Origin of the sequence: Streptomyces sp. R302 (genome assembly GCF_012927245.1) — a bacterium.
In the GTDB taxonomy this organism is placed as follows: Bacteria; Actinomycetota; Actinomycetes; order Streptomycetales; family Streptomycetaceae; genus Streptomyces.
Window position 1 is genome coordinate 206,000 of the sequence record NZ_JABBGE010000008.1, and the last position, 25,367, is coordinate 231,366.

General features: G+C 74.7%; 22 protein-coding genes. 17 read left to right on the forward strand and 5 right to left on the reverse strand.

The window, feature by feature from the left end; all coding sequences use genetic code 11:
- Positions 1-107: 107 nt before the first annotated feature.
- Complete coding sequence (locus HHL19_RS25100) at positions 108-821, reverse strand: TetR family transcriptional regulator (RefSeq protein ID WP_169092609.1); 714 nt, start codon at positions 819-821, stop codon at positions 108-110.
- Positions 822-888: 67 nt separating this feature from the next.
- On the opposite strand from HHL19_RS25100, the gene HHL19_RS25105 reads away from it, so the two are divergent.
- On the forward strand, positions 889-2,334 hold the full coding sequence (locus tag HHL19_RS25105; protein ID WP_169092610.1) for a cytosine permease: 1,446 nt from the start codon (positions 889-891) through the stop codon (positions 2,332-2,334).
- A gap of 60 nt (positions 2,335-2,394) precedes the next feature.
- On the opposite strand, the gene HHL19_RS25110 is transcribed toward HHL19_RS25105, so the two are convergent.
- Positions 2,395-3,081, reverse strand: coding sequence for a gamma-glutamyl-gamma-aminobutyrate hydrolase family protein (locus HHL19_RS25110; RefSeq protein WP_169092611.1), 687 nt, complete (start codon positions 3,079-3,081; stop codon positions 2,395-2,397).
- A gap of 79 nt (positions 3,082-3,160) precedes the next feature.
- Positions 3,161-3,895 carry an FCD domain-containing protein gene (locus HHL19_RS25115; protein WP_169092839.1) on the reverse strand — a complete coding sequence of 245 codons (735 nt, stop codon included), beginning with the start codon at positions 3,893-3,895 and terminating at the stop codon, positions 3,161-3,163.
- 93 nt (positions 3,896-3,988) lie between these two features.
- On the opposite strand from HHL19_RS25115, the gene HHL19_RS25120 reads away from it, so the two are divergent.
- The 3 genes from HHL19_RS25120 (at position 3,989) to HHL19_RS25130 (ending at position 7,586) form a co-directional block, all read left to right on the forward strand.
- A complete protein-coding gene (locus tag HHL19_RS25120) occupies positions 3,989-5,353 on the forward strand; it encodes a glutamine synthetase family protein (protein WP_169092612.1) in 1,365 nt (454 codons plus the stop codon).
- Between the two features lie 80 nt (positions 5,354-5,433).
- Positions 5,434-6,798 carry an aldehyde dehydrogenase family protein gene (locus HHL19_RS25125; RefSeq protein WP_169092613.1) on the forward strand — a complete coding sequence of 455 codons (1,365 nt, stop codon included), beginning with the start codon at positions 5,434-5,436 and terminating at the stop codon, positions 6,796-6,798.
- Positions 6,799-6,800: 2 nt separating this feature from the next.
- Entirely contained in the window at positions 6,801-7,586 is a 786-nt protein-coding gene (locus HHL19_RS25130; protein WP_206325518.1) for a 3-oxoacyl-ACP reductase, read from the forward strand.
- 17 nt (positions 7,587-7,603) lie between these two features.
- On the opposite strand, the gene HHL19_RS25135 is transcribed toward HHL19_RS25130, so the two are convergent.
- On the reverse strand, positions 7,604-8,806 hold the full coding sequence (locus tag HHL19_RS25135) for an amino acid deaminase/aldolase (protein WP_169092614.1): 1,203 nt from the start codon (positions 8,804-8,806) through the stop codon (positions 7,604-7,606).
- Between the two features lie 829 nt (positions 8,807-9,635).
- On the opposite strand from HHL19_RS25135, the gene HHL19_RS25140 reads away from it, so the two are divergent.
- The 3 genes from HHL19_RS25140 to HHL19_RS25150 all read left to right on the forward strand — a co-directional run bounded on the left by HHL19_RS25140 (position 9,636) and on the right by HHL19_RS25150 (position 12,598).
- Positions 9,636-10,607: a hypothetical protein gene (locus HHL19_RS25140; RefSeq protein ID WP_346768481.1), complete on the forward strand. Its 972-nt coding sequence runs from the start codon at positions 9,636-9,638 to the stop codon at positions 10,605-10,607.
- Positions 10,608-10,726: 119 nt separating this feature from the next.
- Positions 10,727-11,839, forward strand: a complete 1,113-nt coding sequence (gene mycP, locus HHL19_RS25145) for a type VII secretion-associated serine protease mycosin (protein WP_346768487.1) — start codon at positions 10,727-10,729, stop codon at positions 11,837-11,839.
- 24 nt (positions 11,840-11,863) lie between these two features.
- Positions 11,864-12,598 (forward strand): SseB family protein, encoded by a 735-nt coding sequence (locus tag HHL19_RS25150; RefSeq protein WP_169092616.1) that lies wholly within the window; start codon positions 11,864-11,866, stop codon positions 12,596-12,598.
- A 10-nt stretch (positions 12,599-12,608) separates the two neighbouring features.
- Here the strand turns inward: HHL19_RS25150 and HHL19_RS25155 are convergent, their stop codons facing one another.
- Positions 12,609-12,998 (reverse strand): DUF1844 domain-containing protein, encoded by a 390-nt coding sequence (locus tag HHL19_RS25155; RefSeq protein WP_169092617.1) that lies wholly within the window; start codon positions 12,996-12,998, stop codon positions 12,609-12,611.
- A 304-nt stretch (positions 12,999-13,302) separates the two neighbouring features.
- Here HHL19_RS25155 and infC point away from each other — a divergent pair, with 304 nt between their 5' ends.
- The 10 genes from infC (at position 13,303) to HHL19_RS25210 (ending at position 25,190) form a co-directional block, all read left to right on the forward strand.
- Positions 13,303-14,004 (forward strand): translation initiation factor IF-3, encoded by a 702-nt coding sequence (infC, locus tag HHL19_RS25165; RefSeq protein WP_169092618.1) that lies wholly within the window; start codon positions 13,303-13,305, stop codon positions 14,002-14,004.
- Positions 14,005-14,127: 123 nt separating this feature from the next.
- The gene (gene rpmI / locus HHL19_RS25170; protein WP_015032399.1) at positions 14,128-14,322 is read left to right on the forward strand and encodes a 50S ribosomal protein L35; all 195 of its coding nucleotides are present in this window, start codon (positions 14,128-14,130) and stop codon (positions 14,320-14,322) included.
- A 106-nt stretch (positions 14,323-14,428) separates the two neighbouring features.
- Positions 14,429-14,815, forward strand: a complete 387-nt coding sequence (gene rplT, locus HHL19_RS25175) for a 50S ribosomal protein L20 (protein WP_043227974.1) — start codon at positions 14,429-14,431, stop codon at positions 14,813-14,815.
- Between the two features lie 125 nt (positions 14,816-14,940).
- A complete protein-coding gene (locus tag HHL19_RS25180) occupies positions 14,941-15,780 on the forward strand; it encodes an RNA methyltransferase (RefSeq protein ID WP_169092619.1) in 840 nt (279 codons plus the stop codon).
- A 134-nt stretch (positions 15,781-15,914) separates the two neighbouring features.
- Positions 15,915-17,054 (forward strand): ATP-binding protein, encoded by a 1,140-nt coding sequence (locus tag HHL19_RS25185; protein WP_240981859.1) that lies wholly within the window; start codon positions 15,915-15,917, stop codon positions 17,052-17,054.
- 166 nt (positions 17,055-17,220) lie between these two features.
- Positions 17,221-18,348 carry a phenylalanine--tRNA ligase subunit alpha gene (gene pheS, locus HHL19_RS25190; protein ID WP_169092620.1) on the forward strand — a complete coding sequence of 376 codons (1,128 nt, stop codon included), beginning with the start codon at positions 17,221-17,223 and terminating at the stop codon, positions 18,346-18,348.
- A complete protein-coding gene (pheT, locus tag HHL19_RS25195) occupies positions 18,348-20,876 on the forward strand; it encodes a phenylalanine--tRNA ligase subunit beta (RefSeq protein WP_169092621.1) in 2,529 nt (842 codons plus the stop codon). Before pheS ends, pheT begins: the two co-directional genes overlap by 1 nt.
- 120 nt (positions 20,877-20,996) lie before the next feature.
- Positions 20,997-22,646: a helix-turn-helix transcriptional regulator gene (locus HHL19_RS25200; protein ID WP_169092622.1), complete on the forward strand. Its 1,650-nt coding sequence runs from the start codon at positions 20,997-20,999 to the stop codon at positions 22,644-22,646.
- A gap of 99 nt (positions 22,647-22,745) precedes the next feature.
- Complete coding sequence (locus HHL19_RS25205; protein ID WP_169092623.1) at positions 22,746-23,876, forward strand: NAD(P)-binding domain-containing protein; 1,131 nt, start codon at positions 22,746-22,748, stop codon at positions 23,874-23,876.
- Between the two features lie 228 nt (positions 23,877-24,104).
- Positions 24,105-25,190 (forward strand): PP2C family protein-serine/threonine phosphatase, encoded by a 1,086-nt coding sequence (locus tag HHL19_RS25210; protein WP_169092624.1) that lies wholly within the window; start codon positions 24,105-24,107, stop codon positions 25,188-25,190.
- Positions 25,191-25,367 lie beyond the last annotated feature (177 nt).

The following is a 25,367-nucleotide window of genomic DNA, read 5'->3' on the forward strand; positions in this document are numbered from 1 at the left end:
TTGGGGGTTGGGAGGGGGGAGGGGGCTGTCTGAAACGGCTTCGGTGTACGACCCGGCCGTGCCTGGCCCGGCCTGGCGCCGTCGCCGTCGCCGTCCACCGTCCGCTGTCAGGCGCCCCCGTCCGCCGCGCGCGGCACCGCCGCCTCCGCCGCTTCCGCGGGGGAGTAGACGAGGGGGAGGGTGCCGGTCGCGCCGGGGGCGTCGAGGGTGCCGTGGGGGAGGTCCAGGGCGCGCTCGGCCGTGCTGAGGGCGAGGCGGGTGACGGCCGGGGGGCGGTCGGTGCGGTCGGAGTTGGCGTGGGCGCCCAGGCCGTCGAGGACGACGAGGATCTGGATGGCCGCCGACCGCGCGTCGTCCGCGCGGAACTCGCCGCGCGCGACGCCGTCGAGGATCAGGGTCTCCAGGCGGTCGTCGGAGGCCAGTTCCATGCGGGTGACCCGCTCCCGCAGGACCGGGCGGTAGCGGCTGAGGTGGCGGGCGTTGATCCAGAGGCGGCTGATGTCGTCGTAGGCCTCGCCGGACGAGAGGGCGAAGTAGCGCGCCAGGTACTGCGCGGGGGTGCCGTCCGGGCGCTCGGCCGGCAGCAGGGTGTCGAGCTCGCCGAGGGCGGCGGCGGAGAACGCCTCGGCCACCAGGTCCTCGACCGAGGGGAAGTAGTGGCTGATCAGGCCGGGCCTGACCGACAGCTCCTCGGCGACCCGCCGCAGGGTGACGCACTCCAGGCCCTCGGTGAGGGCGATCCGCGCGGCGGTCGCGACGATCTCCGCCCGCCGGGCCTCGGGTGATTTCCGGATTCGCTTGCGCTGGACGCTTGACGGCATACCGGCGATGCTATTGAGTGTGCGACCAATAAGCAACCAGGTGGGCAATCACGCACCGGAGGGCCGCATGGCTTCCACGATCCCCGACCCGCGCCCCGGGACAGAGCGCGAGCGGGCACCCCTGCCGGCCGCAGACCGGCCGGGCCGCGTCGAGACCCACGGCATCGACCACATCCCGGACGCCGAGCGCCACGGCCACCCCCGTGAGCTCTTCTCCGTCTGGGCCGCGGCGAACGTCAACTACCTCAGCCTCGTCATCGGCGGCGCCCTCGTCCTGATGGGCCTCGACCTCCCGCAGGCGCTCGGCGTGATCGTGGCCGGCAACCTCTTCTGGGTGCTCACCGGCGTGCTCGCCACCTCGGGCCCGGCCGCCGGCGCGCCCAGCGAGGTCATCACCCGCGCCCTCTACGGCGTCCTCGGCAACCGGGTGAACAACGCGGTCGGCGGCTGGCTGGTCTCCGTCTGCTACTTCGCCCTCAACCTCGCCGCCGCCGCGGCCGCCGCCTTCGTGCTCGTCGAGGAGACCGGCCTCCCGGCGAACGTCCCGGTGAAGATCGCCGTCGTCGTCGCCATCGCCGCCGCCACGCTCACCATCAGCGTCTACGGCCACGCGCTGATCATCAGGCTCTACCTGCCGATCACGCTCGCCCTGACCGCAGCCTTCGCCGTCCTCGCCCTCGCCGTGTTCCGGCACGCCGACTTCGCGTACGCCCCCGCCGAACCGCTCTCCGGGCTCTCCCTGTGGGCGGTGCTCCTGGCGGGCACCACGATGATCGCCTCGGGCCCGCTCTCGTACACGACGAGCGCCGACTTCTCCCGCTACCTGCCCCGCGCCAGCTCCCCCCGCGCCGTCGCCCTGTGGACCGCGCTCGGCGCGTTCGTGCCCAGCGTCGCCGTCTGTTCGCTCGGCGCGTTCGCCGCGACGGCCGTCGACATGTCGGACCCGCAGACCGCGCTCCAGGAGATCCTGCCCGGCTGGTTCGTGCCGGTCTTCCTGCTCTCCCTGGTCCTCGGCACCATCGCCATCAACGCGCTCACCGCCTACAGCGCCGGCCTCGCCCTCCAGGCCGTCGGCCTGCGGATCCGGCGGACCGTCAGCGTCCTCTTCGACGGGGCCGTCGCCGTCGCCCTCACCCTCTACGCGCTGCTGGTCTCCGACTTCCTGGACACCGTCAGCAACGCCCTCCAGGCGATCACCGTCCTCACCGGCCCCATGATGTGCGTCTACGCCACCGACATCGTGCTGCGCCGCCGCCGCTACGACTCCGCCGCCCTCGCCGACGAGACCCCCGGCAGCCCCTTCTGGTACTCCGGCGGCTTCCACCCGGCCGGTACGGCGGCCCTCCTCGGCGGTCTCGCCGCCGGCGCCCTCTGCGTCGACAGCGTCTACACCGGGCCCGTCGCCGCCGCCGTCGGCATGGACCTCTCGCTGCCCGTCGGCATGGCCGTCGCCACCGTCCTGTACGCGGTCCTCGGCCGCCGGGCCGTCACCGCCACCACCCCCGCCGCCTGACCGCGGCCCCCGAACCGCGGGGCGGCCGGACCGCCCACCCCGGCTGCCCCGCACCCCGTCTCACCGCCCCGCGGCCGCCGCTCGGACGAGCCCCCGGACGACCCGGAAGTCCTCTCCCATCTCCGGGTGCCACTGCACCCCCAGCACCCAGGCCGGACCCGCCGTCTCCACCGCCTCCACCGTGCCGTCCTCCGCGTGCGCCGAGGCCACCAGGCCCGCGCCCAGCCGGTCCACGGCCTGGTGGTGGTACGTCGGCACCTCGGCGAGCTCCGGGACGAGGGAGGCGTACCGGGTCCCCGGCACCGGCTTCACCGGGTGGCGGCCCATCACCCCCACCGCCTCCACATGCCCGTCCACGTGCTGGGTCAGCGTGCCGCCCAGCGCCACGTTGAGCAGCTGCATCCCCCGGCAGACACCGAGCAGCGGGGTGCCGGAGGCGAGCGCCGCCTCGATCAGCGCCAGCTCCCAGGCGTCCCGCTCCCGCGCCGGCGGGCCGGTCCGCGGATCGGGCTCGGCCCCGTACCGTACGGGCTCCACATCCGCCCCGCCCGCCACCACCAGGCCGTCGAGCCGGGCCAGTACGGCCGCCGCGGCGGCGGGCTCGTCCGGCGGCAGCATCGCCACCAGACCGCCGCCCTCCCGCACGTACCGCGGATAGGCGGCGGGCAGCAGCGCCGCCGGCAGGTCCCACACCCCCCACCGCGCCCGGTCGAGATAGGTCGTCACGCCGATGAGCGGCTGGGTCACGGCACTTCCTCCAGGAGACTCGCGGAACGTGCGCCGACTCTAGGTCCTCACCCGGGCCAATGGACCGCTGACATACCTTTCAGGCCAGGAAGCCGCGCAGCAGCGCCGCCGTTCCCGCGCAGTGCTCCCGCATCACCTCGCGCGCCGTGTCCGCCTCCCCGTCCAGGACCGCCTCCACCAGCGCCGTGTGCTGGTGCTGGGAGTGCTCCAGGTTGCGGACCAGGAGCGGGATGCAGTCGAGCAGGTCGTTGACGGTCGCGCGGACCGCCGCGTACTGGGCCGTCAGGCTGGGGGAGCCGGAGAGCTCGGCCAGCGTCAGGTGGAGCAGCGTGTCCTGGCGGCGGTAGTCGGCGGGCGGCGCGTCACGGGTGGCCGCGAGCGCCGCCCGCAGCCGCTCCGCGCCCGCCGCGTCCAGGCCCTGCCCGGCGCACAGCCCGGCCGCGCCCACCTCCAGGACCTCCCGGAAGCGCAGCGCGTCCTCCATGTCGACGGCGGCGATCCGGCGGCGCAGCTCGGCCTCGTCGGGGCCCTGCGGCCGGGGCAGCACGAACGTTCCGCCGTAGCGGCCGCGCCGGCTCTCCACCAGGCCCTGCTCCTGGAGCACCTTCAGGACCTCGCGCAGCGTCACCCGGCTGATCCCCATCCGGTCGGCCAGCTCCCGTTCGGCGGGCAGCCGTCCGCCGTCCGGGACCAGGCCGAGCCTGACCACCTGGAGGAGCTGCTCCAGGGCCTCCTCGAAGCCGTTGCCGGCCCGCACCGGGCGCAGCACCGGCGTCAACCGGTCCGCCGGGCCCGCCGGTTCACTCGTACGGATCACTTCTCGTCACCCCTGCCCCTGACGCTTCCCAAGCAATGGTCTCGGCCCATACCTTATGACTCCCGGCAGCCGAACGAGGAGAGTCGTCCCGTGGCAGACCGCACACCCCCGCTGACCGTCGAGGAGCTGCGCTCCCTGGTGGCGGCCGGCGAGATCGACACCGTGGCCCTCGCCTTCCCCGACATGCAGGGCCGGCTCCAGGGGAAGCGGTTCGCCGCCCCCTTCTTCCTCGACGAGGTCCTCGCCCACGGCACCGAGGGGTGCAACTACCTCCTCGCCGTCGACACCGAGATGAACACCGTCGACGGCTACGCGATGTCCTCCTGGGACAGCGGCTACGGCGACTTCGCCCTGCGCCCCGACCTCGCCACCCTGCGCCGCGTCCCCTGGAACGAGGCCACCGCCCTGGTCACCGCCGACCTCGCCTGGGCCGACGGCTCGCCCGTCGTCGCCGCCCCGCGCCAGATCCTCCGCCGGCAGCTGGAGCGCCTCGCCGCCCACGGCCTCACCGCCCACGTCGGCACCGAGCTGGAGTTCATCGTCTTCCGGGACACCTACGAGCAGGCCTGGGACTCCGGCTACCGGGACCTCACCCCGGCCAACCAGTACAACATCGACTACTCGATCCTCGGCGGCGGCCGCGTCGAGCCCCTGCTGCGCCGCATCCGCAACGAGATGGCCGCCGCCGGACTGACCGTCGAGTCCGCCAAGGGCGAGTGCAACCCCGGCCAGCACGAGATCGCCTTCCGCTACGACGAGGCCCTCGTCACCTGCGACCAGCACGCCGTCTACAAGACCGGCGCCAAGGAGATCGCCGCCCAGGAGGGGTACTCCCTCACCTTCATGGCCAAGTACAACGAGCGCGAGGGCAACTCCTGCCACATCCACCTCTCCCTCCAGGACGCGGCCGGCACCAACGTCATGGCGGGCGGCGACCCGCACGGGATGTCGGCGACCATGCGGCACTTCCTCGCCGGGCAGATCGCCGCGCTCCGCGACCTCTCCCTCCTCCTCGCCCCCAACGTGAACTCCTACAAGCGGTTCCAGCCCGGCTCCTTCGCCCCCACCGCCGTCGCCTGGGGCCACGACAACCGCACCTGCGCCTTCCGGGTCGTCGGCCACGGCCCCTCCACCCGCTTCGAGAACCGCGTCCCCGGCGGCGACGTCAACCCCTACCTCGCCGTCGCCGCGATGGTCGCCGCCGGCCTCCACGGCATCGAGCGGGGCCTCGAACTCCCGCCGCCCTGCCCCGGGAACGCCTACGCCGCCGACCTCGCCCACGTCCCCACCACCCTGCGCGAGGCCGCCGAGCTCTGGGAGACCAGCGAGATCGCCAAGGAGGCCTTCGGCGCCGAGGTCGTCGCCCACTACCGCAACATGGCCCGCGTCGAACTCGCCGCCTTCGACGCGGCGGTCACCGACTGGGAACTGCGCCGCTCCTTCGAACGCCTCTGAAGAACGCCTCTGCGGCACGTCTGCGAAGAACGCTCCCGAAGAACGCCTCCGAAGCACGCCTCCGAGAGGAACGACAGCCCTTGCTCACCGAACTCCCGGTGCTGAACCCCGCGACCGAGGAACTCGTCGCCACCGTCCCCGCCGCCACCCCCGCCGACGTCGACGCCGCCGTCACCCGGGCCGCCGCCGCCCAGACCGCCTGGGCCGCCGCCGCCCCCGCCGACCGCGCCCGGCTGCTGCGCCGCTTCGCCGCCGTCGTCGACGCCCACGCCGAGGAACTCGCCCTCCTGGAGGTCCGCGAGGCCGGCCACACGATCGGCAACGCCCGCTGGGAGGCCGGCAACGTCCGCGACCTCCTCGACTACGCCGCCGGCGGAGTCGAACGCCTGAACGGCCGCCAGATCCCGGTCCCCGGCGGCCTCGACGTCACCCTCCTCGAACCGCTCGGCGTCGTCGGCGTCATCGCGCCCTGGAACTTCCCGATGCCGATCGCCGCCTGGGCCACCGCACCCGCCCTCGCCGCCGGCAACGCCGTCCTCCTCAAACCGGCCGAGACCACCCCCCTCACCGCCCTGCGCCTCGCCGAGCTCGCCCTGGAGGCGGGCCTCCCCGAGCACCTCTTCCAGGTCCTGCCCGGCGAAGGGCCCGTCGCCGGCGAGGCCCTCGTCACCCACCCCGGCATCGCCAAGATCGTCTTCACCGGCTCCACCCGCACCGGCAAGCGGATCATGGCCAGGGCCGCCGACCAGGTGAAGCGCCTCACCCTCGAACTCGGCGGCAAGAGCCCCAACATCGTCTTCGCCGACGCCGACATCGAGGCGGCCGCCGCCGCGGCCCCCATGGCCTTCCTCGACAACAGCGGCCAGGACTGCTGCGCCCGCACCCGGATCCTCGTCCAGCGGAGCGCGTACGACCGCTTCCTGGCGCTCCTCGCCCCGGCGATCGAGGAGACCGTCGTCGGCGACCCGCTCGACGAGCGCACGCGGATGGGACCGCTGATCTCCCGCGCCCAGCTCGACCGGGTCCGCTCCTACGTCCCCGAGGGCGCCGAGGCCATCACCGGCAAGGCGCCCGAGGGACCCGGCTTCTGGTTCCCGCCGACCGTCCTCACCGGCGTGCCGGAGGACGCCCCCTGCGCCGTCGAGGAGATCTTCGGGCCCGTCGCCGTCGTCCTCCCCTTCGAGGACGAGGCCGACGCGATCCGGCTCGCCAACGCCACCCCGTACGGCCTGTCCGGCTCGATCTGGACCCGCGACGTCGGCCGCGCCCTGCGCGCCTCCCGCGCCGTCCGGGCCGGGAACCTCTCCGTCAACTCCCACTCCAGCGTCCGCTACTGGACCCCCTTCGGCGGCTTCCGGCAGTCCGGCCTCGGCCGGGAGCTCGGCCCCGACGCCCTGACCGCCTTCACCGAGACCAAGAACGTCTTCATCAGCACGGAAGGCTGACCATGACCACCGAAGAGATCATCTGCCGCCGGCTCGTCGGCCGCACCGCCGTCATCACCGGCGCCGGCAGCGGCATCGGCCTCGCCACCGCCCGCCGGCTCGCCTCCGAGGGCGCGAACGTCGTCTGCGGCGACATCGACGAGCGGGCCGGGAAGGCGGCGGCCGAGGCCGTCGGCGGCACCTTCGTCAAGGTCGACGTCACCGACCCCGAGGAGGTCGAGGCGCTCTTCCGCACCGCCTTCGAGACCTACGGCTCCGTCGACATCGCCTTCAACAACGCCGGCATCTCCCCGCCCGACGACGACTCCATCCTGGAGACGGGCCTGGAGGCCTGGAAGCGCGTCCAGGACGTCAACCTCACCTCCGTCTACCTCTGCTGCAAGGCCGCCCTGCCGTACATGCGGCGCCAGGGGAAGGGCTCCATCATCAACACCGCGTCCTTCGTGGCACGCATGGGCGCGGCGACCAGCCAGATCTCGTACACCGCCTCCAAGGGCGGCGTCCTCGCGATGTCCCGCGAGCTCGGCGTCCAGTTCGCCCGCGAGGGCATCCGGGTCAACGCGCTCTGCCCCGGACCGGTCAACACCCCGCTCCTCCAGGAGCTGTTCGCCACGGACCCGGAGCGGGCGGCCCGCCGGCTCGTACACATCCCGGTGGGCCGCTTCGCCGAGGCCGACGAGATCGCGGCGGCCGTCGCCTTCCTCGCCAGCGACGACTCCTCGTTCGTCAACGCCTCCGACTTCCTCGTCGACGGCGGCATCTCCGGCGCGTACGTGACCCCGCTGTAGCCGTCAGCCGTCAGCCGTCAGAGGAAGGTCCGGCCCTCGCCCCGGTAGGTGGGGACCGTGTCGACCACACGGTCCCCCTCCACCAGGTGCAGCACGTCGAACCGCTCGCACAGCTCACCGGCCTTCGCGTGCCGGAACCACACCTTGTCGCCGATCCGCAGATCGTCCGCCGGAGAGCCGAGCAGCGGCGTCTGCACCTCGCCGGGCCCCTCCCGCGGGTCGTAGCGCAGCCCCTCCGGGAGGTACGGGACCGGCAGCCGGTCCCGCCCCGCCGCACCGGACGCCGGATAGCCGCCGCCGAGCACGGTGACGCAGCCGACGCCGGGCCTCCGCACCACGGGCAGCGCGAAGAGCGCCGCCGGGCGGCCGGTGAAGGACGTGTAGCCGTCGAAGAGCCGCGGCACGTAGAGCCCCGAACCGGCGGCGATCTCCGTGACGGCCGCCTCGGCGGCGGTGTGCTGGACGCTGCCGGTGCCGCCGCCGTTCACGAACTCCAGGTCCGGCGCCACCGCCCGTACGGCTCCGACCGCCGCCGCCCGGCGCTCGGCCAGCTCCCGGCGGGCCACCGCCTGCATCGCCCGCACCGCCCGCGACCGCAGCGGCCGGCCGGCGACCGCGTCGCCGACACCCGCGACGTGCCCCTCGTACGCCATCAGCCCCACCAGCCGGAACCCCGGCCGCCGCGCCACCGACCGGGCCAGCTCCGCCAGCTCCGCGGGGCCCCGCAGCGGCGACCGCCGGGCCCCGATCCGCACCCGGCCGCCGAGCAGCCGCAGCGCCGTGTCCATCTCCAGGCAGACCCGCACCTCCTCGCCGCCGCCCGCCCGCGCCGCGTCGATCAGATCGAGCTGCGCCACGTCGTCCACCATCACCGTCACGGCGGCGGCCAGCTTCGGATCCCGCGCCAGCTCCGCGAAACCGGCCCGGTCGGCCGACGGATACGCCAGCAGGACGTCCTCGAAACCGGCCCGCGCCAGCCACAGCGACTCGGCCAGCGTGAACGACATGACCCCGGCGAAGCCGTCGCGCGCGAGGACCCGTTCGAGCAGCGCCCGGCACCGCACGGACTTGCTCGCCACCCGCACCGGCTTCCCGCCCGCCCGCCGCACCAGATCGTCCGCGTTCGCGTCGAACGCCTCCAGATCGACCAGCGCCAGCGGCGCGTCCAGGGCGGCGGCGGCCCGGTCGTACCGGGCCCGGTCGGCGGCACGGGGAGTCATGGCCCGAGCTTGCCAGACCGTCAGGGGGGCCGGTACCCCTCGGTTCCCGTCCGGCCGGGAACAGCCCGTAGAGTGACGGGCATTGTCGGCGGGAGCAGGGGGCGGGATGACCAGCGAACAGAACCCCCGCACGCCCCGCGACACGGAGACCCTCCCGCCCCCCGGCACGGCCCCCGCACCCCCGCCCCGGAGCGCCCCCGCGCCCGCCCCCAAGAGCGCCCTCTCCGCCCTCACCACCGACCTCACCCCGCCCCCTGCCACCGGCACGACCCCGGGCACACCCCCGACCCCGAGGCCCGCGTCGAGCCCCGCTCCGCGCCCGGAGGCCGGTACGACCCCGGGTGCGGCTCCGGGCCCGAGGCCTGCCCCGACCCCGAGCCCCGCTCCGCGTCCGGAGGCCGGTACGACTCCGGGCACGCCCCTGACTCCGAGGCCCGCGTCGAGCCCCGCTCCGCGTCCGGAGGCGGGTACGACTCCGGGCCCGAGGCTCGCCCCGATCCCGACCCCGAGCGCCGTTCCGCGCCCGGAGGCGGGTACGACCCCGGGTGCGGCTCCCGCCCCGAGGCCCGCCTCGACCCCGAGCCCGAGCCCCGCGCCGGCCGTCGCTCCGCGCGCGGGCGCCCCCCTTTCCGCCCCGCTCCCGGCGGCCCGTACGGCTCCGGGCCCCGCGTCCGCCTCCGTTCCGCCGCCCCCGGCCGCCGCCCCGCGCCGCCCGCCCACCGCTGCGCCCGCGCCGCCCGCGCCCGCCGCCCCGCGCGGCGCCACCGGCCAGGCCGGCCCGCCGCCCCGCCCCACGCGGCCGCCGGCGGCCATCCCGCCCGCCCGGCCCGTGGCCGCGCCGCGTCGTCCGGCGGCCGGCACGTCCCCGGCCGCGCCGCCGCCTCAGGCCGCCGCGCTCGGCTCCGTGCCGTTGCCGCCGCCGCGCGCGGCCGACGTCGTGCCGGCCGTCGAGACGACCACGCGGCTGCGGCCCGTGCGGGTGCCGGCGTACGGGGTGGCGGAGACGGCGGTCGAGACGACGACGCGGCTGCGGCCGATACGGGAGCGGCGGCGCGGGCGGGGCCTGGCCGTCGCGGGGTGCGTCGTGCTCGGGGTCGGGCTGATCGGCGGGGCGCTCGCCGGGGTGTGGCTCGCCGCAGACGGCGGCGGGAAGCCCGCCGAACCCGCCGGGTACGCCGTCGCCAAGGAGCTCTGGCACAACGCACCGGTCGACACCCTCTTCCCGCGCACCCTCACCGCCCCCCAGGCCGGCCCCGGGCCCTCCGCCCGTACCTGGACGCGGGTCGTCGTCGCCCCCGACGCGCCCTGCGCGCCCGCCTCCCTCGCCCCCAAGCTGCTCACCGCGCTGCGCCCGCTCGGCTGCGAGCGCGTGTTGCGCGCCACGTACACCGACGCCACCGCCAGCAGCGTCCTCACGGTCGGCCTCGTCTTCACCCGCGCCGAGGTCGACGCCCAGCGCGCCCTCGGCGGCCGCGGGCTCGCCGCCCGCCTCGGCCAGGACGTGCCGCCCGCGCTGCCCGGACCCGGCACCGTCGCCGCCGGGTTCGGCCCGGGCCAGCGGGCCGGCTGGTGGGTGTCCGCCCCCACCGACCTGCCCGTCGTCGTGACGGCCGTCTCCGGTTTCGCCGACGGCCGCGCCGTCGACCGCGCCGTCCCCGCCGACCAGGCCATGAAGAAGGACCGCACCGACGCCGTCGCCCAGTCCGGCCTCGGCCACGAGGCCCTCGGCATCACCGAGGGCCTGGAGAAGCAGCTCCGCACCACCGCCCGGAACGCGGCGAAGGAAGAGGAACAGCGGTGACCCCGCCCCACCCCCGGACCGGAACCCGCGCCCGGACCCGGACCCGCACCCGGCCCCGTACCCGCGTCCGCACCGCGCTCACCGCACCCGCCGTCGCCCTTCTCGCCGCCGCGTTCTCCGTGCTCCCCGCCGCCACGCCCGCGCACGCCGACGCCATCCGCGACCGCCAGTGGGGCCTCGACACCCTCCGTACGGAGGAGGCCTGGCGCACCACCAAGGGGGAGGGCGTCACCGTCGCCGTCCTGGACACCGGTGTCGACTCCGGCCACCCCGACCTCGCCGGCTCCGTCCTGCCCGGCAAGGACTTCATCGGCTTCGGCGCCGCCGAGGGCGACGACCACTGGGCCCGGCACGGCACCGCCATGGCCGGCATCATCGCCGGTCACGGTCACGGCTGGGCGAAGGACAGCGGCGTCCTCGGCATCGCCCCCGGCGCCCGCGTGCTGCCCGTCCGGGTCATCCTCGAAGGCAAGGACAAGGCCCGCGAGAAGGCCCGCGAGACCCGCGGCACCGCCCTCGCGCAGGGCATCCGCTGGGCGGCCGACCACGGCGCCGACGTGATCAACCTCTCCCTCGGCGACGACTCGGAGTCCGCCCACCCCGACCCCGGCGAGGACGCCGCCGTCCAGTACGCCCTCGCCAAGGGCGTCTCCGTGGTCGCCTCCGCCGGCAACGGCGGCGAGAAGGGCGACCGCATCTCCTACCCGGCCGCCTACCCCGGCGTCATCGCCGTCACCGCCGTCGACCGCTACGGCACCCGCGCCTCCTTCTCCACCCGCCGCTGGTACGCCACGGTCAGCGCGCCCGGCGTCGACATCGTCATCGCTGACCCGGACCGCAAGTACTACGAGGGCTGGGGCACCAGCGCCGCCGCCGCGTTCGTCTCCGGCGCCGTCGCCCTCGTCCGCTCCGCCCACCCCGGCCTGACCCCCGCCCAGGTCAAGAAGCTCCTCGTGGACACCGCCCGCGACCGGCCCGAGGGCGGCCGCAGCGACGCCAAGGGCTACGGCACGGTCGACCCGGCCGCCGCCATCGAGGCCGGCGCCGCCCTGAAGGGCGGCGACCCGAAGAACGCCACCGCGGGCTACCGGGGCCGGTACTTCGGCCAGGGCCCCGTCCCGGCCGCCGAGGAGAGCGGTGCCCCGGGCCTGCTCGCCCCGCTCGCCGGCGGCCTCGGCGCCCTCCTGCTGCTCGCCGCCGTCGCCCTCCACCGGACCGGACGCGGCCGCTGACCGCCGGGCCGTTAGGCTCGGGGCGTGGAGCTCAAGAACATCCCCGACCCCGGTTTCTCCGACGACGACGGCACCGCCGACCCGGCGCTCGCCGCGGCCCTCGCGGCCTGGGCGGAGGACAGAACCGCCCACGGCCCCGTCCTGGAGGCGCTGCGCGGCGCCCGGCTCCTCGTCCCCGTCGTCGCCCTGCTCGGCGAGGTGGAGACCGACCCGGAGACCGGGCTGAAGCGGGAGAAGACCAGCGACATGGCGGTCCCGACGCTGACCGCCGGGGACCGGCGCGCGCTGCCCGCCTTCACCTCGATCGCCTCGCTCGCCCTGTGGGACCCGGCCGCCCGGCCCGTCGCCGTCCCGCTCCGGCAGGCGCTCGCCGCCCTCGTCCACGAGAAGGCCGACACCCTCGTCCTCGACCTGGCGGGCCCGGTGCCGTACCAGGTGAGCGGCTCCGCGCTGCTGGCCCTCGCCGAGGGCCGCACCAGCACCGACCCGCTGGACGACCCGGCGGTACGGGACGCGGTGCGCGCCGTCCTCGCCGCCGAGCCCGCCGTCCTCCGCGCCCACCTCGGCCCCGGCTCCGCCGACGGCACCCTCGCCCTGGTCCTCGCCGAGGACGCCGCCCCGGCCGAGACCGCCCAGCGGGTGGCCCGCGCCCTGGCGGCCGACGAAACACTGAGGGCCCGCCTGGTGCGGGGCCTCGACCTGGCACTGCTGCCGGCCGCGGCCACCCCTCCGGGCGAGCCCTTCTACGTGTCCGCGTAAGGGACCGGTCCTAGCCGTACACGGCTCCCGTGTACTTCTCGCCCGGGCCCTTGCCCGGCTCGTCGGGGACGATCGACGCCTCGCGGAAGGCGAGCTGGAGGGACTTCAGGCCGTCGCGCAGCGGGGCGGCGTGGAAGGACGAGATCTCCGTGGTGCTCGCGTCGAGGAGGCCCGCGAGCGCGTGGATCAGCTTGCGCGCCTCGTCGAGGTCCTTGTGCTCGTCGCCCTCCTCGGTGAGGCCGAGCTTGACCGCGGCCGCGCTCATCAGGTTGACGGCGACGGTCACGATCACCTCGACCGCCGGGACCTCGGCGATGTCACGGGTCATGGCCTCGAAGTCGGGGTTGTCGCCTGCCTGGTCGGAGGCGGTCGTGGACTCGTTCTGGGGGGTCTCGCTCATGCCCCACACGATAAGCGGGCGGACGGTTCGCGCCGACCGCCGGGTCCTGCTAACCTTGTGTCACGACCGGCCGGACACCTATGTGCCCGGCCCACAAGTGGAGGCTCCGATCTCCCACCTGACCGCCCTCACGGGCGGCGGGTCACCGGTCAGGTGGCGACCATCGTTCCGTACGGACGATGGAGCCGCCCGATGTGCGCCCCGCGGTTGACCGTGGTGGTGCTCCGGTTCGCCTTGGAGCCCCGCCTGTGTCCCGTCCGGGGCATTTTTTGTGCGCCCGCTCGGTTGGTCTCAGTGATTTCACGTGACGTGTCCGTCCGCCAAGGCGGTCGCGTGGTGCTACCGAGGAGGATCCATCAGCGCCGAGCCCCGCATCAACGAGCGGATTCGCGTTCCCGAGGTGCGTCTTGTCGGCCCCAGCGGCGAGCAGGTGGGCATCGTCCCCCTTGCCAAGGCCCTGGAGCTCGCGCAGGAGTACGACCTCGATCTTGTCGAGGTCGCGGCGAACGCCCGTCCGCCCGTGTGCAAGCTCATGGACTACGGGAAGTTCAAGTACGAGTCGGCCATGAAGGCCCGTGAGGCGCGCAAGAACCAGGCGCACACGGTCATCAAGGAGATGAAGCTCCGGCCGAAGATCGACCCGCACGACTACGACACCAAGAAGGGTCACGTCGTCCGGTTCCTCAAGCAGGGCGACAAGGTCAAGATCACGATCATGTTCCGTGGTCGTGAGCAGTCCCGGCCCGAGCTCGGCTACCGCCTCCTGCAGCGCCTCGCCGAGGACGTCCAGGAGCTTGGCTTCATCGAGTCCAACCCGAAGCAGGACGGCCGGAACATGATCATGGTTCTGGGTCCGCACAAGAAGAAGACCGAGGCCATGGCCGAGGCGCGCGAGGCCCAGGCCGCGCGCAAGGCGGAGCGCCAGGGCCTCGCGCCCGAGGCCGCCGCCGAGGCCGGTGCCGAGGAGGCTTCGGCCGACACGTCGGCCGAGAACGCCGAGGCGTGATCCGAGGGGGCTGTCCTCGTGGCAGCCCCCGGGTCCCGCCCGGACCACCACACGAAGAATTGACGCTCCCGGTTCTCCGGTGCCCGCACCGGGGGAGCGCCACTGACGAGGAGATACGGCGCTATGCCGAAGAACAAGACGCACTCCGGTGCCAAGAAGCGCTTCAAGGTCACCGGCTCCGGCAAGATCCTGCGCGAGCGCGCCGGCAAGCGCCACCTGCTCGAGCACAAGTCGTCCAAGCTGACGCGTCGCCTCACCGGCAACGCCGAGATGGCCCCGGGTGACGCCGCCAAGATCAAGAAGATGCTGGGCATCTGAGCTTGATCTCCCGCCCTCGGCACCCGAGGGCATCCGGCCAAGACCGGGACCCATCCGTTTTCCGGGTCGTGTGAACACACCACGGCCCCGCTACAAGGAGTAAGAAGTGGCACGCGTCAAGCGGGCAGTCAACGCCCACAAGAAGCGCCGGGCGATCCTCGAGGCGGCCTCCGGCTACCGCGGTCAGCGTTCGCGCCTGTACCGCAAGGCCAAGGAGCAGGTCACCCACTCGCTGGTCTACAACTACAACGACCGCAAGAAGCGCAAGGGCGACTTCCGTCAGCTGTGGATCCAGCGCATCAACGCCGCTGCCCGCCAGAACGGCATGACGTACAACCGCCTCATCCAGGGTCTGAAGGCCGCCAACATCGAGGTGGACCGCAAGATCCTCGCCGAGCTGGCCGTCAACGACAGCAACGCGTTCGCCGCGCTGGTCGAGGTCGCGCAGAAGGCCCTCCCGGCCGACGTCAACGCCCCGAAGGCCGCCGCCTGATCTTCCAGGCCGCAGTACTTCCGACCGGACCCGCAGGCCGCGCGCCTGCGGGTCCGGCGCGTTGACCGCCCCTTCCCGCACCCCCGACGAGCCCGCACCCCGACGAGACAGAGAGCCGCAGGCACATGTCCACCCCCGAGCTGATCTCCCCGCGTTCCCCGCGCGTCGTCGCCGCCCGGCGGCTCGCCAAGCGCAACTTCCGGGGCAAGGACCGCCTCTTCCTCGCCGAGGGCCCGCAGGCCGTCCGCGAGGCCGTCGCGCACCGGGGCCCGGACGGCGCCCCCACCCTCGTCGAGCTCTTCACCACCGTCGAGGCCGCCGAGCGGTACGCGCCCATCGTCGAGGCCGCCCGCGCCGCCGGCGCCCGCGTCCACCACGCCTCCGACGCCGTCCTCGCCGAGGTCTCCCAGACCGTCACCCCGCAGGGCCTCGTCGGCGTCTGCCGCTTCCTCGACTCGCCCTTCGAGACGATCCTCGCCGCGAAGCCCAAGCTGGTCGCCGTCCTCGCGCACGTCCGCGACCCCGGGAACGCCGGCACCGTGCTCCGCTGCGCCGACGCCGCCGGCGCCGACGCGGTGATCCTCACCGACGCCTCCGTCGACCTGTACAACCCCAAGTCGGTCCGCGCCTCCGTCGGCTCCCTCTACCACCTCCCCGTCGCCGTCGGCGTCCCCGTCGAGCAGGCCGTCGCCGGCCTCAAGGCCGCGGGCGTCCGCATCCTCGCCGCCGACGGCGCGGGCCAGGACGACCTCGACGACGAGCTCGACGCCGGCACCATGGGCGGCCCCACCGCCTGGATCTTCGGCAACGAGGCCTGGGGGCTGCCCGAGGAGACCCGCGCCCTCGCCGACGCCGTCGTCCGCGTCCCCATCCACGGCAAGGCCGAGAGCCTCAATCTCGCCACGGCCGCGGCGGTCTGCCTGTACGCCTCCGCCCGCGCCCAGCGCCCCCGCCGCACCGCCTGAACCCACCCGGCCGCGTATCCCACCGTTGTGATTCGGCCACCCCGTGTGCCCTTCCGGCTCCCGCCGGTCACCCTCGCCCAGTAGAGTGACGCACTCGGGGCCCACTGCGGTACAGGGAGGGGTGGGAGACGGGGATGACGGCCGGCACGGACAGTCCCGCGCGGACCGCACGGCGAGGCGGAGACGGGACGCGCGCGCCCGCGCCCGAACCCTGGCCCGGGATCGACCCCGACGACCTGCCCGACGGGCTCGTCGTCGCCGACGAGCACGGCCGGGTGGTCTGCTTCAACGCCGCCGCCAGCCGCATCACCGCCGTGCCGGTCGCCGAGGCGCTCGGCCGCCCCCTCGACCAGGCACTGCCCCTGGAGGACCTCAAGGGGCACCGCTGGTGGCCCCTCACCGACCCGTACGGCGGCCTCGCCACCCGGCGCGGCCAGCCCGAGCGGCATCTGCTGCTGCCCGGCGGCCGCGAGGTCCTCGTCTCCGCCCGGTACGTCCGCGAGCACCCCACCGGACCCGTCCGCCGGGTCGTCGTCTCGCTGCGCGGCACCGAGGCCCGCCGCCGCTCCGAGCGCAGCCACGCCGAGCTCATCGCCACCGTCGCCCACGAGCTCCGCTCCCCGCTCACCTCCGTGAAGGGCTTCACCGCCACCCTCCTCAGCAAGTGGGAGCGGTTCACCGACGAGCAGAAGCGGTTGATGCTGGAGACCGTCGACGCCGACGCCGGCCGCATCAAACGACTCATCGCCGAACTCCTCGACATCTCCCGGATCGACGCCGGCCGCCTGGAGGTCCGCCGCCAGCCCGTCGACATCACCGCGGCCGTCGGCCGGCACATCCAGGTGCACACCACCGGCGGCCAGGCCCCCGACCGCTTCTTCGTCCGGACCCGCCCCGGACTGCCCGCGCTCTGGGCCGATCCCGACAAGATCGACCAGATCCTCGGCAACCTCCTGGAAAACGCGGTGCGCCACGGCGCCGGAACCGTCACCATCGAGGTGGCGCCCCGCACCGCGGGCGACGACGGCACCGGCGAGGAGGGGACGGAGGTCACCGTGAGCGACGAGGGCCCGGGCATCCCCGAGGAGTCCATGAACCGCGTCTTCACCCGCTTCTGGCGCGGCAGCAAGCGCGGCGGCACCGGACTCGGCCTCTACATCGTCAAGGGCCTCGTCGAGGCCCACGGCGGCACCATCACCGTCGGACGCGGCCCGCGCGGCGGCGCCGAGTTCCGATTTATCCTGCCCGTCGGCGCCCCGGCCCATCTCGTCTGACGTCTCACCCACCGAGACCCGACGGGATCCAGAGCCACCGGGGCCCCCACGGGCTCATCAGCGTGTCCCCACCCCGTTAGACTCGACCTTTGGCACGTTTGCGCCCTTGTCGTCTGACGTCGAACCGGGGTCGCCCCAGCCAAGCCCAACGGAAGCACGGGAAGAAATGTCGGCACCCAATAAGTCGTACGACCCGGTCGAGGTCGAAGCCTTGAAACCGGAAGAGATCGAGCGCATGCGGGACGAGGCGGTCGCCGCCTTCGCGGCCGCCGGCGACCTCGACGAGCTCGCGCACGCCAAGACCGCCCACACCGGCGGCACCTCGCCGCTCGCCCTCGCCAACCGCGAGATCGGCGCGCTGCCCCCGCAGGCCAAGGCCGCGGCCGGCAAGCTCGTCGGCCAGGCCCGCGGCGTCGTCTCCAAGGCGCTCGCCGCCCGCCAGGCCGAGCTGGAGGCCGAGCGCGACGCGCGCGTCCTCGTCGAGGAGGCCGTCGACGTCACCCTGCCGTACGACCGGATCCCGGCCGGCGCCCGCCACCCGCTGACCACGCTGATGGAGCGCGTCGCCGACGTCTTCGTCTCCATGGGCTACGAGGTCGCCGAGGGCCCCGAGGTCGAGGCCGAGTGGTTCAACTTCGACGCCCTGAACTTCGTGCCGGACCACCCGGCGCGCCAGATGCAGGACACCTTCTTCGTCCAGGGTCCGGAGGGCACCACCGGCGACGAGTCCGGTGTCGTGCTCCGCACCCACACCTCGCCGGTCCAGGCCCGCACCCTCATCGACCGGGAGCCCCCGGTCTACGTGGTGTGCCCCGGCCGCGTCTACCGCACCGACGAGCTCGACGCCACGCACACCCCGGTCTTCCACCAGATCGAGCTGCTCGCCGTCGACGAGGGCCTCACCATGGCCGACCTCAAGGGCACCCTCGACCACATGGTCCAGGCGCTCTTCGGCCCGGACATGAAGACCCGGCTCCGCCCGAACTTCTTCCCGTTCACCGAGCCGTCCGCCGAGATGGACATGCTCTGCTACGTCTGCCGCGGCGAGTCCGTCGGCAACCCGGACCGCCCCTGCCGCACCTGCGGCAGCGAGGGCTGGATCGAGCTCGGCGGCTGCGGCATGGTCAACCCGAAGGTGCTCGTCGCCTGCGGCGTGGACCCGGAGAAGTACAGCGGCTTCGCCTTCGGCTTCGGCATCGAGCGGATGCTGATGTTCCGGCACAACGTGGAAGACATGCGAGACATGGTCGAGGGTGACGTCCGGTTCACCCGGCCGTTCGGGATGGAGATCTGATGCGGGTCCCGCTTTCTTGGCTGCGGGAGTACGTCGACCTGCCGGCGACGGAGACCGGCCGCGACGTCCAGGCCAAGCTCATCACCGCCGGCCTCGAGGTCGAGACCGTCGAGCAGCTCGGCGCCGGCCTCACCGGCCCGCTGGTGGTCGGCAAGGTCCTCACCATCGAGGAGCTGACGGAGTTCAAGAAGCCCATCCGCTTCTGCACCGTCGACGTCGGCTCCGCCAACGGCACCGGCGAGCCCCAGGAGATCATCTGCGGCGCCCGGAACTTCGCCGTCGGCGACAAGGTCGTCGTGGCCCTGCCCGGCGCCGTGCTCCCCGGCGACTTCCGGATCGCCGAGCGCAAGACGTACGGCAAGGTCTCGCGCGGCATGATCTGCTCCAGCGAGGAGCTGGGCATGGGCGAGGACCCGAACCACGGGATCATCGTCCTGCCGCCGGAGCAGCAGGTCGGCCTCGACGCCACCGCCCTCCTGGAGCTGTACGACGAGGTCCTCGACATCGCCGTCACCCCGGACCGCGGCTACTGCCTCTCGATGCGCGGCGTCGCCCGCGAGGCCGCCATCGCGTACGGGCTGCCGCTGCGCGACCCGGCGCTCCTCGACGTGCCCGCGCCGAACTCGTACGGCTACCCGGTCCAGATCGCCGACCCGATCGGCTGCGACCGCTTCACCGCCCGTACGGTCGTCGGCCTGGCCCCCGAGGCCCGGTCGCCGATCTGGCTCCAGCGCCGCCTCCAGAAGGCGGGCATGCGCCCGATCTCGCTCGCCGTCGACATCACGAACTACGTGATGCTGGAGCTCGGCCAGCCGCTGCACGCCTACGACCGCACCCGGATCGACGGCCCCATCGGGGTCCGCCGCGCCGAGGCCGGCGAGAAGATCACCACCCTCGACGGCACGGTCCGCGTCCTCGACGCCGCCGACCTGGTCATCACCGACAACCGCGGCGCCATCGGCATCGCGGGCGTCATGGGCGGCGCCGACACCGAGATCGCCGACCCGGTCGTCGACGCCGAGACCGGCGCCGTCGCCGGCTCCAGCGAGGTCGTCATCGAGGCCGCGCACTTCGACGCGATCTCGATCGCCCGCACGGCCCGCCGCCACAAGCTGTCCTCCGAGGCGTCCAAGCGCTTCGAGCGCGGCGTCGACCCGCAGGCCGCGGCCGCCGCGGCGCAGCGCTGCGTCGACCTGCTCGTGCTGCTCGCGGGCGGCACCGCCGAGGCCGGCGTCACCGAGATCGCCGCGCCGTCCGCGCCGCGCACCATCACCCTGCCGGCGAACCACCCCGACAAGGTCGCGGGTGTGGACTACGGCCGCGAGACCGTCGTCCGCCGCCTCCAGGAGGTCGGCTGCGACGTCTACGGCCAGGACGAGCTCGTCGTCACCGTGCCCTCCTGGCGTCCCGACCTGGCCGCGCCGAACGACCTCGCCGAGGAGGTCATCCGCCTGGAGGGTTACGAGAACCTGCCCTCCACGCTGCCGAAGCCCCCGGCAGGGCGTGGCCTCACCGAGCGCCAGCGCGTCCACCGCCGGGTCGGCCGCGCCCTCGCCGGCGCCGGCTACGTCGAGGCCCTGAACTACCCCTTCATGGGGCAGCAGGTCCTCGACCAGCTCGGCCTCGACGCGGACGACGCCCGCCGGAAGGTCGTCACCCTCGTCAACCCGCTCTCCGACGAGGAGCCCGCGCTCCGCACCACGCTGCTCCCCGGCCTGCTCGGGGCGCTGCGCCGGAACGACAGCCGCGGCAGCCACGACCTGGCGCTCTTCGAGACCGGTCTGGTCTTCCGCCCCGAGGGCGAGCCGAAGGTCGCCGTCCGCCTCCCGGCGGACCGCCGTCCCACCGACGAGGAGATCGCCGGCGTCAACGCCGCGCTGCCCGCGCAGCCGCGCCGCGCCGCCGTCGTCCTCGCCGGCGCCCGCGAGCAGTCCGGCTGGTGGGGCAAGGGCCGCCCGGCCGACTGGGCCGACGCGATCGAGGCCGCCCGCACCATCGCCGTCGAGACCGGTGCGGAGCTGCTGATCGAGGCCGACCAGCACGCCCCGTTCCACCCGGGCCGCTGCGCCGCCTTCCACGTCATGGTCGACGGGGTGAAGACCCTCGCCGGCCACGGCGGCGAGCTCCACCCGCGCGTCGTCAAGGCGCTGGGCCTGCCGGCCCGCTCCTGCGCGATGGAGCTGGACCTGGACGTCCTGGAGCGGTCGAGCACCGGCCTCGTGAAGGCCCCGCGGATCTCCGCCTTCCCGGTCGCCACCCAGGACGTCGCCCTGGTCGTCGACCAGGCCGTGCCGTCCGCCGAGGTCGAGGCCCACCTGGCCGAAGGGGCGGGTGAACTCCTGGAGTCCATCCGGCTGTTCGACGTCTACACCGGCGACCAGGTCGGTGAGGGCAAGAAGTCCCTGGCGTACGCGCTGAGGTTCCGCGCCGCGGACCGCACGCTCACCGTCGAGGAGGCCACCGCCGCCCGCGACGCCGCGGTCGCGCGGGCCGCCGAGCACACCGGCGCCGTGCTGCGCGGCGCCTGACGCCGACGGCGGTACGCCACGGAGGGCCGTCCCGGGATCCGTTCCCGGGGCGGCCCTCCGCCGTTCCCGCCCGGCCTGACAAGTCCGCTGCCGTGCGGTGCAATGGTGGTGGGAACCGTCATGGACGTGGCTGTGGAAGTGGAACGGGCCCGGGACGCCTTCGACCGGCAGGCGTGGTCGGACGCCTACCGCGCGCTCGCGGACGCCGACCGGGCGGAGCCGCTCGGCCCCGACGACCTCGTCCGCCTCGCGACCGCCGCCTATCTGGTGGGCCGCGACGCCGAGTGCGGCGTCGCCACCGAGCGCGCCCATCACGCCTACCTCGCCCTCGGCGACACCCCCCGTGCCGTGCGCTGCGCCTTCTGGGCGGCGGTCCCGCTGCTGCTGCGCGGCGAGACCGCCCGGGGCGGCGGCTGGCTCGCCCGCGCCGCACGGCTCCTGGAGGACGGCGGGCTCGACTGCGTGGAGCGGGGCTATCTGCTCTTCCCCCAGGGCATGCGGCTCGTCCACAAGGACCCGCGGGCCGCGTACGGCCTCTTCGGCGAGGCCGCCGCGATCGGCGAGCGCTTCGGCGACCAGGACCTGGTGACGCTGGCCCGGCACGGCCAGGGCCGGGCGCTGGTCTACGCGGGCGAGATCGCCGCCGGGACGGCCCTGCTCGACGAGGCCATGGTGGCGGTCAGCTCCGGCCGGCTCTCGCCGCTCGTCACCGGCCTCGTCTACTGCAGCGTCATCGAGGCCTGCGAGGAGCTCTTCGACCTGCGCCGCGCCCAGGAGTGGACGGAGGCGCTCTCCCACTGGTGCTCCGCCCAGCCCGACCTCGTGCCCTACCGGGGCCAGTGCCTGGTCCACCGCTCCCACGTCCTGCAGACGCACGGCGCCTGGCCGGACGCCCTGGACGAGGCGCGCCGGGCCCGCGAACGGCTCGCCGGGATGCCGGGCCGGGCGGTCCTCGGCATGGCGCTGTACCAGGAGGCCGAGCTGTACCGGGTGCGCGGCGCCTTCGCCCGCTCCGAGGAGGCGTACCGGCAGGCCGGTGAGTGCGGGCACCGGGCCCAGCCGGGCCTCGCCCTGATGTGGCTGGCGCAGGGCCGGGTCGACGCGGCGGCCGCGGCCATCCGCGGCGCCCTCGCCGAGACGCCGGACCGGCTGCGCCGGGCGCGGCTGCTCGCCCCGTACGCGGAGATCATGCTGGCCGCCGGTGACGTGCCGGCCGCCCGGGAGGCCGTCGACGAGCTGACGCGCATCGCGGGGGAGCTCGACGCCCCGCTCCTCGCGGCGGTCGCCGCCCATGCCCGCGGGGCGGTGCTCCTGGCGGAGGGCGCGCCCGCCGAGGCCCTGGACGCCCTCCTGGAGGCGGGCGGGATCTGGGAGGAGATCGACGCCCCGTACGAGCGGGCCCGCACCCGGGTGCTCCTGGGGCTCGCCCGGCGGCGGCTCGGCGACGCGGGCACCGCGCGGCTCGAACGGGACGCGGCCCGCCAGGCCTTCCGGGAGCTCGGCGCCGCCCCCGACCTGGCCCGGCTCGACGTACCGGCCCGGAGAGAGCAGGACACCGCCGCCGGGCTCAGCCCCCGGGAGGTCGAGGTCCTGCGGCTCGTCGCCACCGGCCGCACCAACCACGCCATCGCCGCCGATCTGGTGCTGAGCGAGAAGACCGTGGCCCGGCACCTGAGCAACATCTTCGGCAAGCTCGGCCTCTCCTCCCGCGCGGCGGCGACCGCCTACGCCTACGAGCACGATCTGGTCGACCGGGGATGGGCAGAATGACCCATCGCCGCCGCACCGCCTGATTGGGGCGTTCTCCCGAAGCGCCCCCACCCCCCGGATCCCTAGTGTCGGGCTCAGGAACGTACGAGGAGGCCCGCGATGAACCCCACCGGCAGGATGGAACGCATCGAGACGGTCGTCATCGGCGCAGGTCAGGCCGGTCTCTCCACCGGTTACCACCTCGCCAGGCACCGCCGGCCGTTCGTCGTCCTCGACGGCGGCGCCCGCGTCGGCGACAACTGGCGCTGCCACTGGGACTCGCTGCGGCTGTACAGCCCGGCGAAGATCGCCTCCCTGCCGGGGATGCGGTTCCCGGCGCCGCCGATGTCCTTCCCCACCAAGGACGAGATGGCCGACTTCCTGGAGACGTACGCCGAGACCTTCGCCCTGCCGGTCCGCACCGGCGAGCGCGTCACCCGCGTCGCCGGGACGGACGGCGGGTACGTCGTCGAGACCGGCACCACGACCTACGTCTGCGACCACGTCGTCGTCGCCTCCGGCACCTTCGGCCGCACCCCCTACGTCCCCGGCTTCGCCGCCGGGCTCGACCCGCGCATCACCCAGCTGCACTCCAGCGCCTACAAGAACCCCGGGCAGCTGAGCCCCGGCGGCGTGCTCGTGGTCGGCGCCTCGCACTCCGGCGGGGACATCGCCTACGAGGCCGGGAAGGCCGGGCATCCGACGGTGCTGAGCGGCACGATCCACGGCGAGATCCCCATGGACATCCACGGCCGGGCGGCGCACGCGGTCTACCCGGTCCTGTGGTTCCTCGCCCGGCACGTGCTGAACCTGCGGACGCCCATCGGCCGGAAGATGCGCCCCGAGGTCAGGGGGCACGGCGGCCCGCTGATCCGGGTCAAGAAGGCCGACCTCACCGGCGCCGGGGTCGAACTCGTCCCGGAGCGGACCGTCGGCGTGCGCGACGGGCTGCCCGTCCTCGACGGCGGCCGGGTCCTCGACGTCACCAACGTCGTCTGGTGCACCGGCTTCCGCCAGGACTTCTCCTGGATCGATCTGCCCGTCACGGGTGAGGACGGCTGGCCGCTGGAGCACCGCGGCGTCGTCGACACCGCGCCCGGTCTGTACTTCACCGGCCTCGCCTTCCAGTACGCCTTCTCCTCCATGCTCATCGGCGGTGCGGGCCGGGACGCCGGGTACGTCGTGGACCACCTGGTGAAGCACCTGGGCTCCCGGACCGTCGCGGAGCGGCGCGAGGCGGCGCACGCCTGACCGCCGCGCGCCCCCGGCCCTGATCACCCGTGCGGACCTCCTGTGTCTGTGCGGGTGGCGTGGGTCTGGCGCGGGGCGGCGCGCCGGGGGTGCTCACTCCTTCGGGTGAGATCGCCAGCGGCTGTTCCCCCAGGGTCCGTACGGTCGGCAGAATCGACGCGGCCACAGGGGCGGACCTGTGTGCCGCAGGGCCTGCGGGCGCTGTCGGGGGCTCGGGAAGGGCCGTACATGATCCGTACCAGCCGTAACGGCCGCGGCCGTGCCGGGACCGCCCTCGGGGCCCGGCTCCGCGGGACCGCTCCGCTCGCGCTCCCCGTCGGCTGGGGGGCGGTGGCGGTGGCCTGGAAGTTCGGCTGTCCGCTGGCCCGGCAGCCCGGGCTGCCGATGCGGATCGCGACCAGCATCGTCTTCCTCACCGTCGGCACAGGCCTCGTCCTCGGCGTGCGGCGGCAGCTGCGGCGCGAGCTGGTGCGGGTGCGGGCCGTCGCGGAGGCGACCCAGCAGGTGCTGCTGCGCCCGCCGCCCGCCCGGCTCGACGGACTCGCCCTGGCCGCCGGGCAGTTGTCGGCCACCCGGGGCGCCTCGGTGGGCGGCGACCTGTACGAGGCGGTGGCGACGCCGTACGGGGTGCGGATCGTGATCGGGGACGTACGGGGCCACGGGCTCGCCGCCCTCGGCGCGGTCGTCGCCGTCCTGGGGAGCTTCCGGGAGGCCGCCCACGACGAGGCCGAACTCGGCGGGGTGCTGCGGAGGCTGGAGCGGGCGCTGCAGCGGCACCTGCGGGAACGGGCGCGCGACGAGCACCCGGCCGGCGGCGGGGGCGCGCCCGAGCACCCGGTGGCCGAGGAGTTCGTGACGCTGCTGCTCCTGGAGGTCCGCGCCGACGGCCGGCTCGCCGTCCTCGACTGCGGCCACCCCGCCCCGTACCGGCTCGGCGACCGGGTGGAGCGCCTGCCGATGGGGGAGCCGCTGCCGCCGCTCGGCGTGCTGCCGCTGCCGGCCGCGCTCGTCCCGTACACCGGCGGCCGGCTGCTGCCCGGCGAGACCCTGGTGCTGCACACCGACGGGGCGGAGGAGGCCCGCGACGACCGGGGCCGCTTCTTCGGCCTGGAGGCGGTGCTAGCCCGGAGCGCCGGCCGGCCGCCCGAGGGCGTCGTCCGGCAGGTGCACGAGGCGCTCCTCCGCCACACCGGCGGCCGGCTCGACGACGACGTGGCCCTGCTCGTCGTCCGCAACGACCGCGTCCGCGTGCCGGCGCAGCCCGCCGAACCCGGGCTGCGCCGTCCCCGGCCCGCTCCCTCCACCCACTGCTGAGCGGAGGGTCCGGGGGTACGGGCGCCGCCCGCCCCGCCACGGAGTGTCGGGCAGATCGGCGGGGCGGGCGGCGCGGACCGGGCGACCGCACTGTACGAGGGGGAGCCGGCGGCCCGGTCGGTCCTCGCCTGGCCGGCGAGGAGGAGCCCAGTCAAGCGGTACGGCCCCGGCGGCGAC

Bases quoted from the DNA above. Each gene is read 5' to 3' on its own strand.
- HHL19_RS25100 (WP_169092609.1), bottom strand. From the start codon at position 821: ATGCCGTCAAGCGTCCAGCGCAAGCGAATCCGGAAATCACCCGAGGCC.
- HHL19_RS25105 (WP_169092610.1), top strand. From the start codon at position 889: ATGGCTTCCACGATCCCCGACCCGCGCCCCGGGACAGAGCGCGAGCGG.
- HHL19_RS25130 (WP_206325518.1), top strand. From the start codon at position 6,801: ATGACCACCGAAGAGATCATCTGCCGCCGGCTCGTCGGCCGCACCGCC.
- HHL19_RS25135 (WP_169092614.1), bottom strand. From the start codon at position 8,806: ATGACTCCCCGTGCCGCCGACCGGGCCCGGTACGACCGGGCCGCCGCC.
- HHL19_RS25155 (WP_169092617.1), bottom strand. From the start codon at position 12,998: ATGAGCGAGACCCCCCAGAACGAGTCCACGACCGCCTCCGACCAGGCA.
- rpmI (WP_015032399.1), top strand. From the start codon at position 14,128: ATGCCGAAGAACAAGACGCACTCCGGTGCCAAGAAGCGCTTCAAGGTC.
- HHL19_RS25180 (WP_169092619.1), top strand. From the start codon at position 14,941: ATGTCCACCCCCGAGCTGATCTCCCCGCGTTCCCCGCGCGTCGTCGCC.
- HHL19_RS25185 (WP_240981859.1), top strand. From the start codon at position 15,915: ATGACGGCCGGCACGGACAGTCCCGCGCGGACCGCACGGCGAGGCGGA.
- pheS (WP_169092620.1), top strand. From the start codon at position 17,221: ATGTCGGCACCCAATAAGTCGTACGACCCGGTCGAGGTCGAAGCCTTG.
- pheT (WP_169092621.1), top strand. From the start codon at position 18,348: ATGCGGGTCCCGCTTTCTTGGCTGCGGGAGTACGTCGACCTGCCGGCG.
- HHL19_RS25200 (WP_169092622.1), top strand. From the start codon at position 20,997: ATGGACGTGGCTGTGGAAGTGGAACGGGCCCGGGACGCCTTCGACCGG.
- HHL19_RS25205 (WP_169092623.1), top strand. From the start codon at position 22,746: ATGAACCCCACCGGCAGGATGGAACGCATCGAGACGGTCGTCATCGGC.
- HHL19_RS25210 (WP_169092624.1), top strand. From the start codon at position 24,105: ATGATCCGTACCAGCCGTAACGGCCGCGGCCGTGCCGGGACCGCCCTC.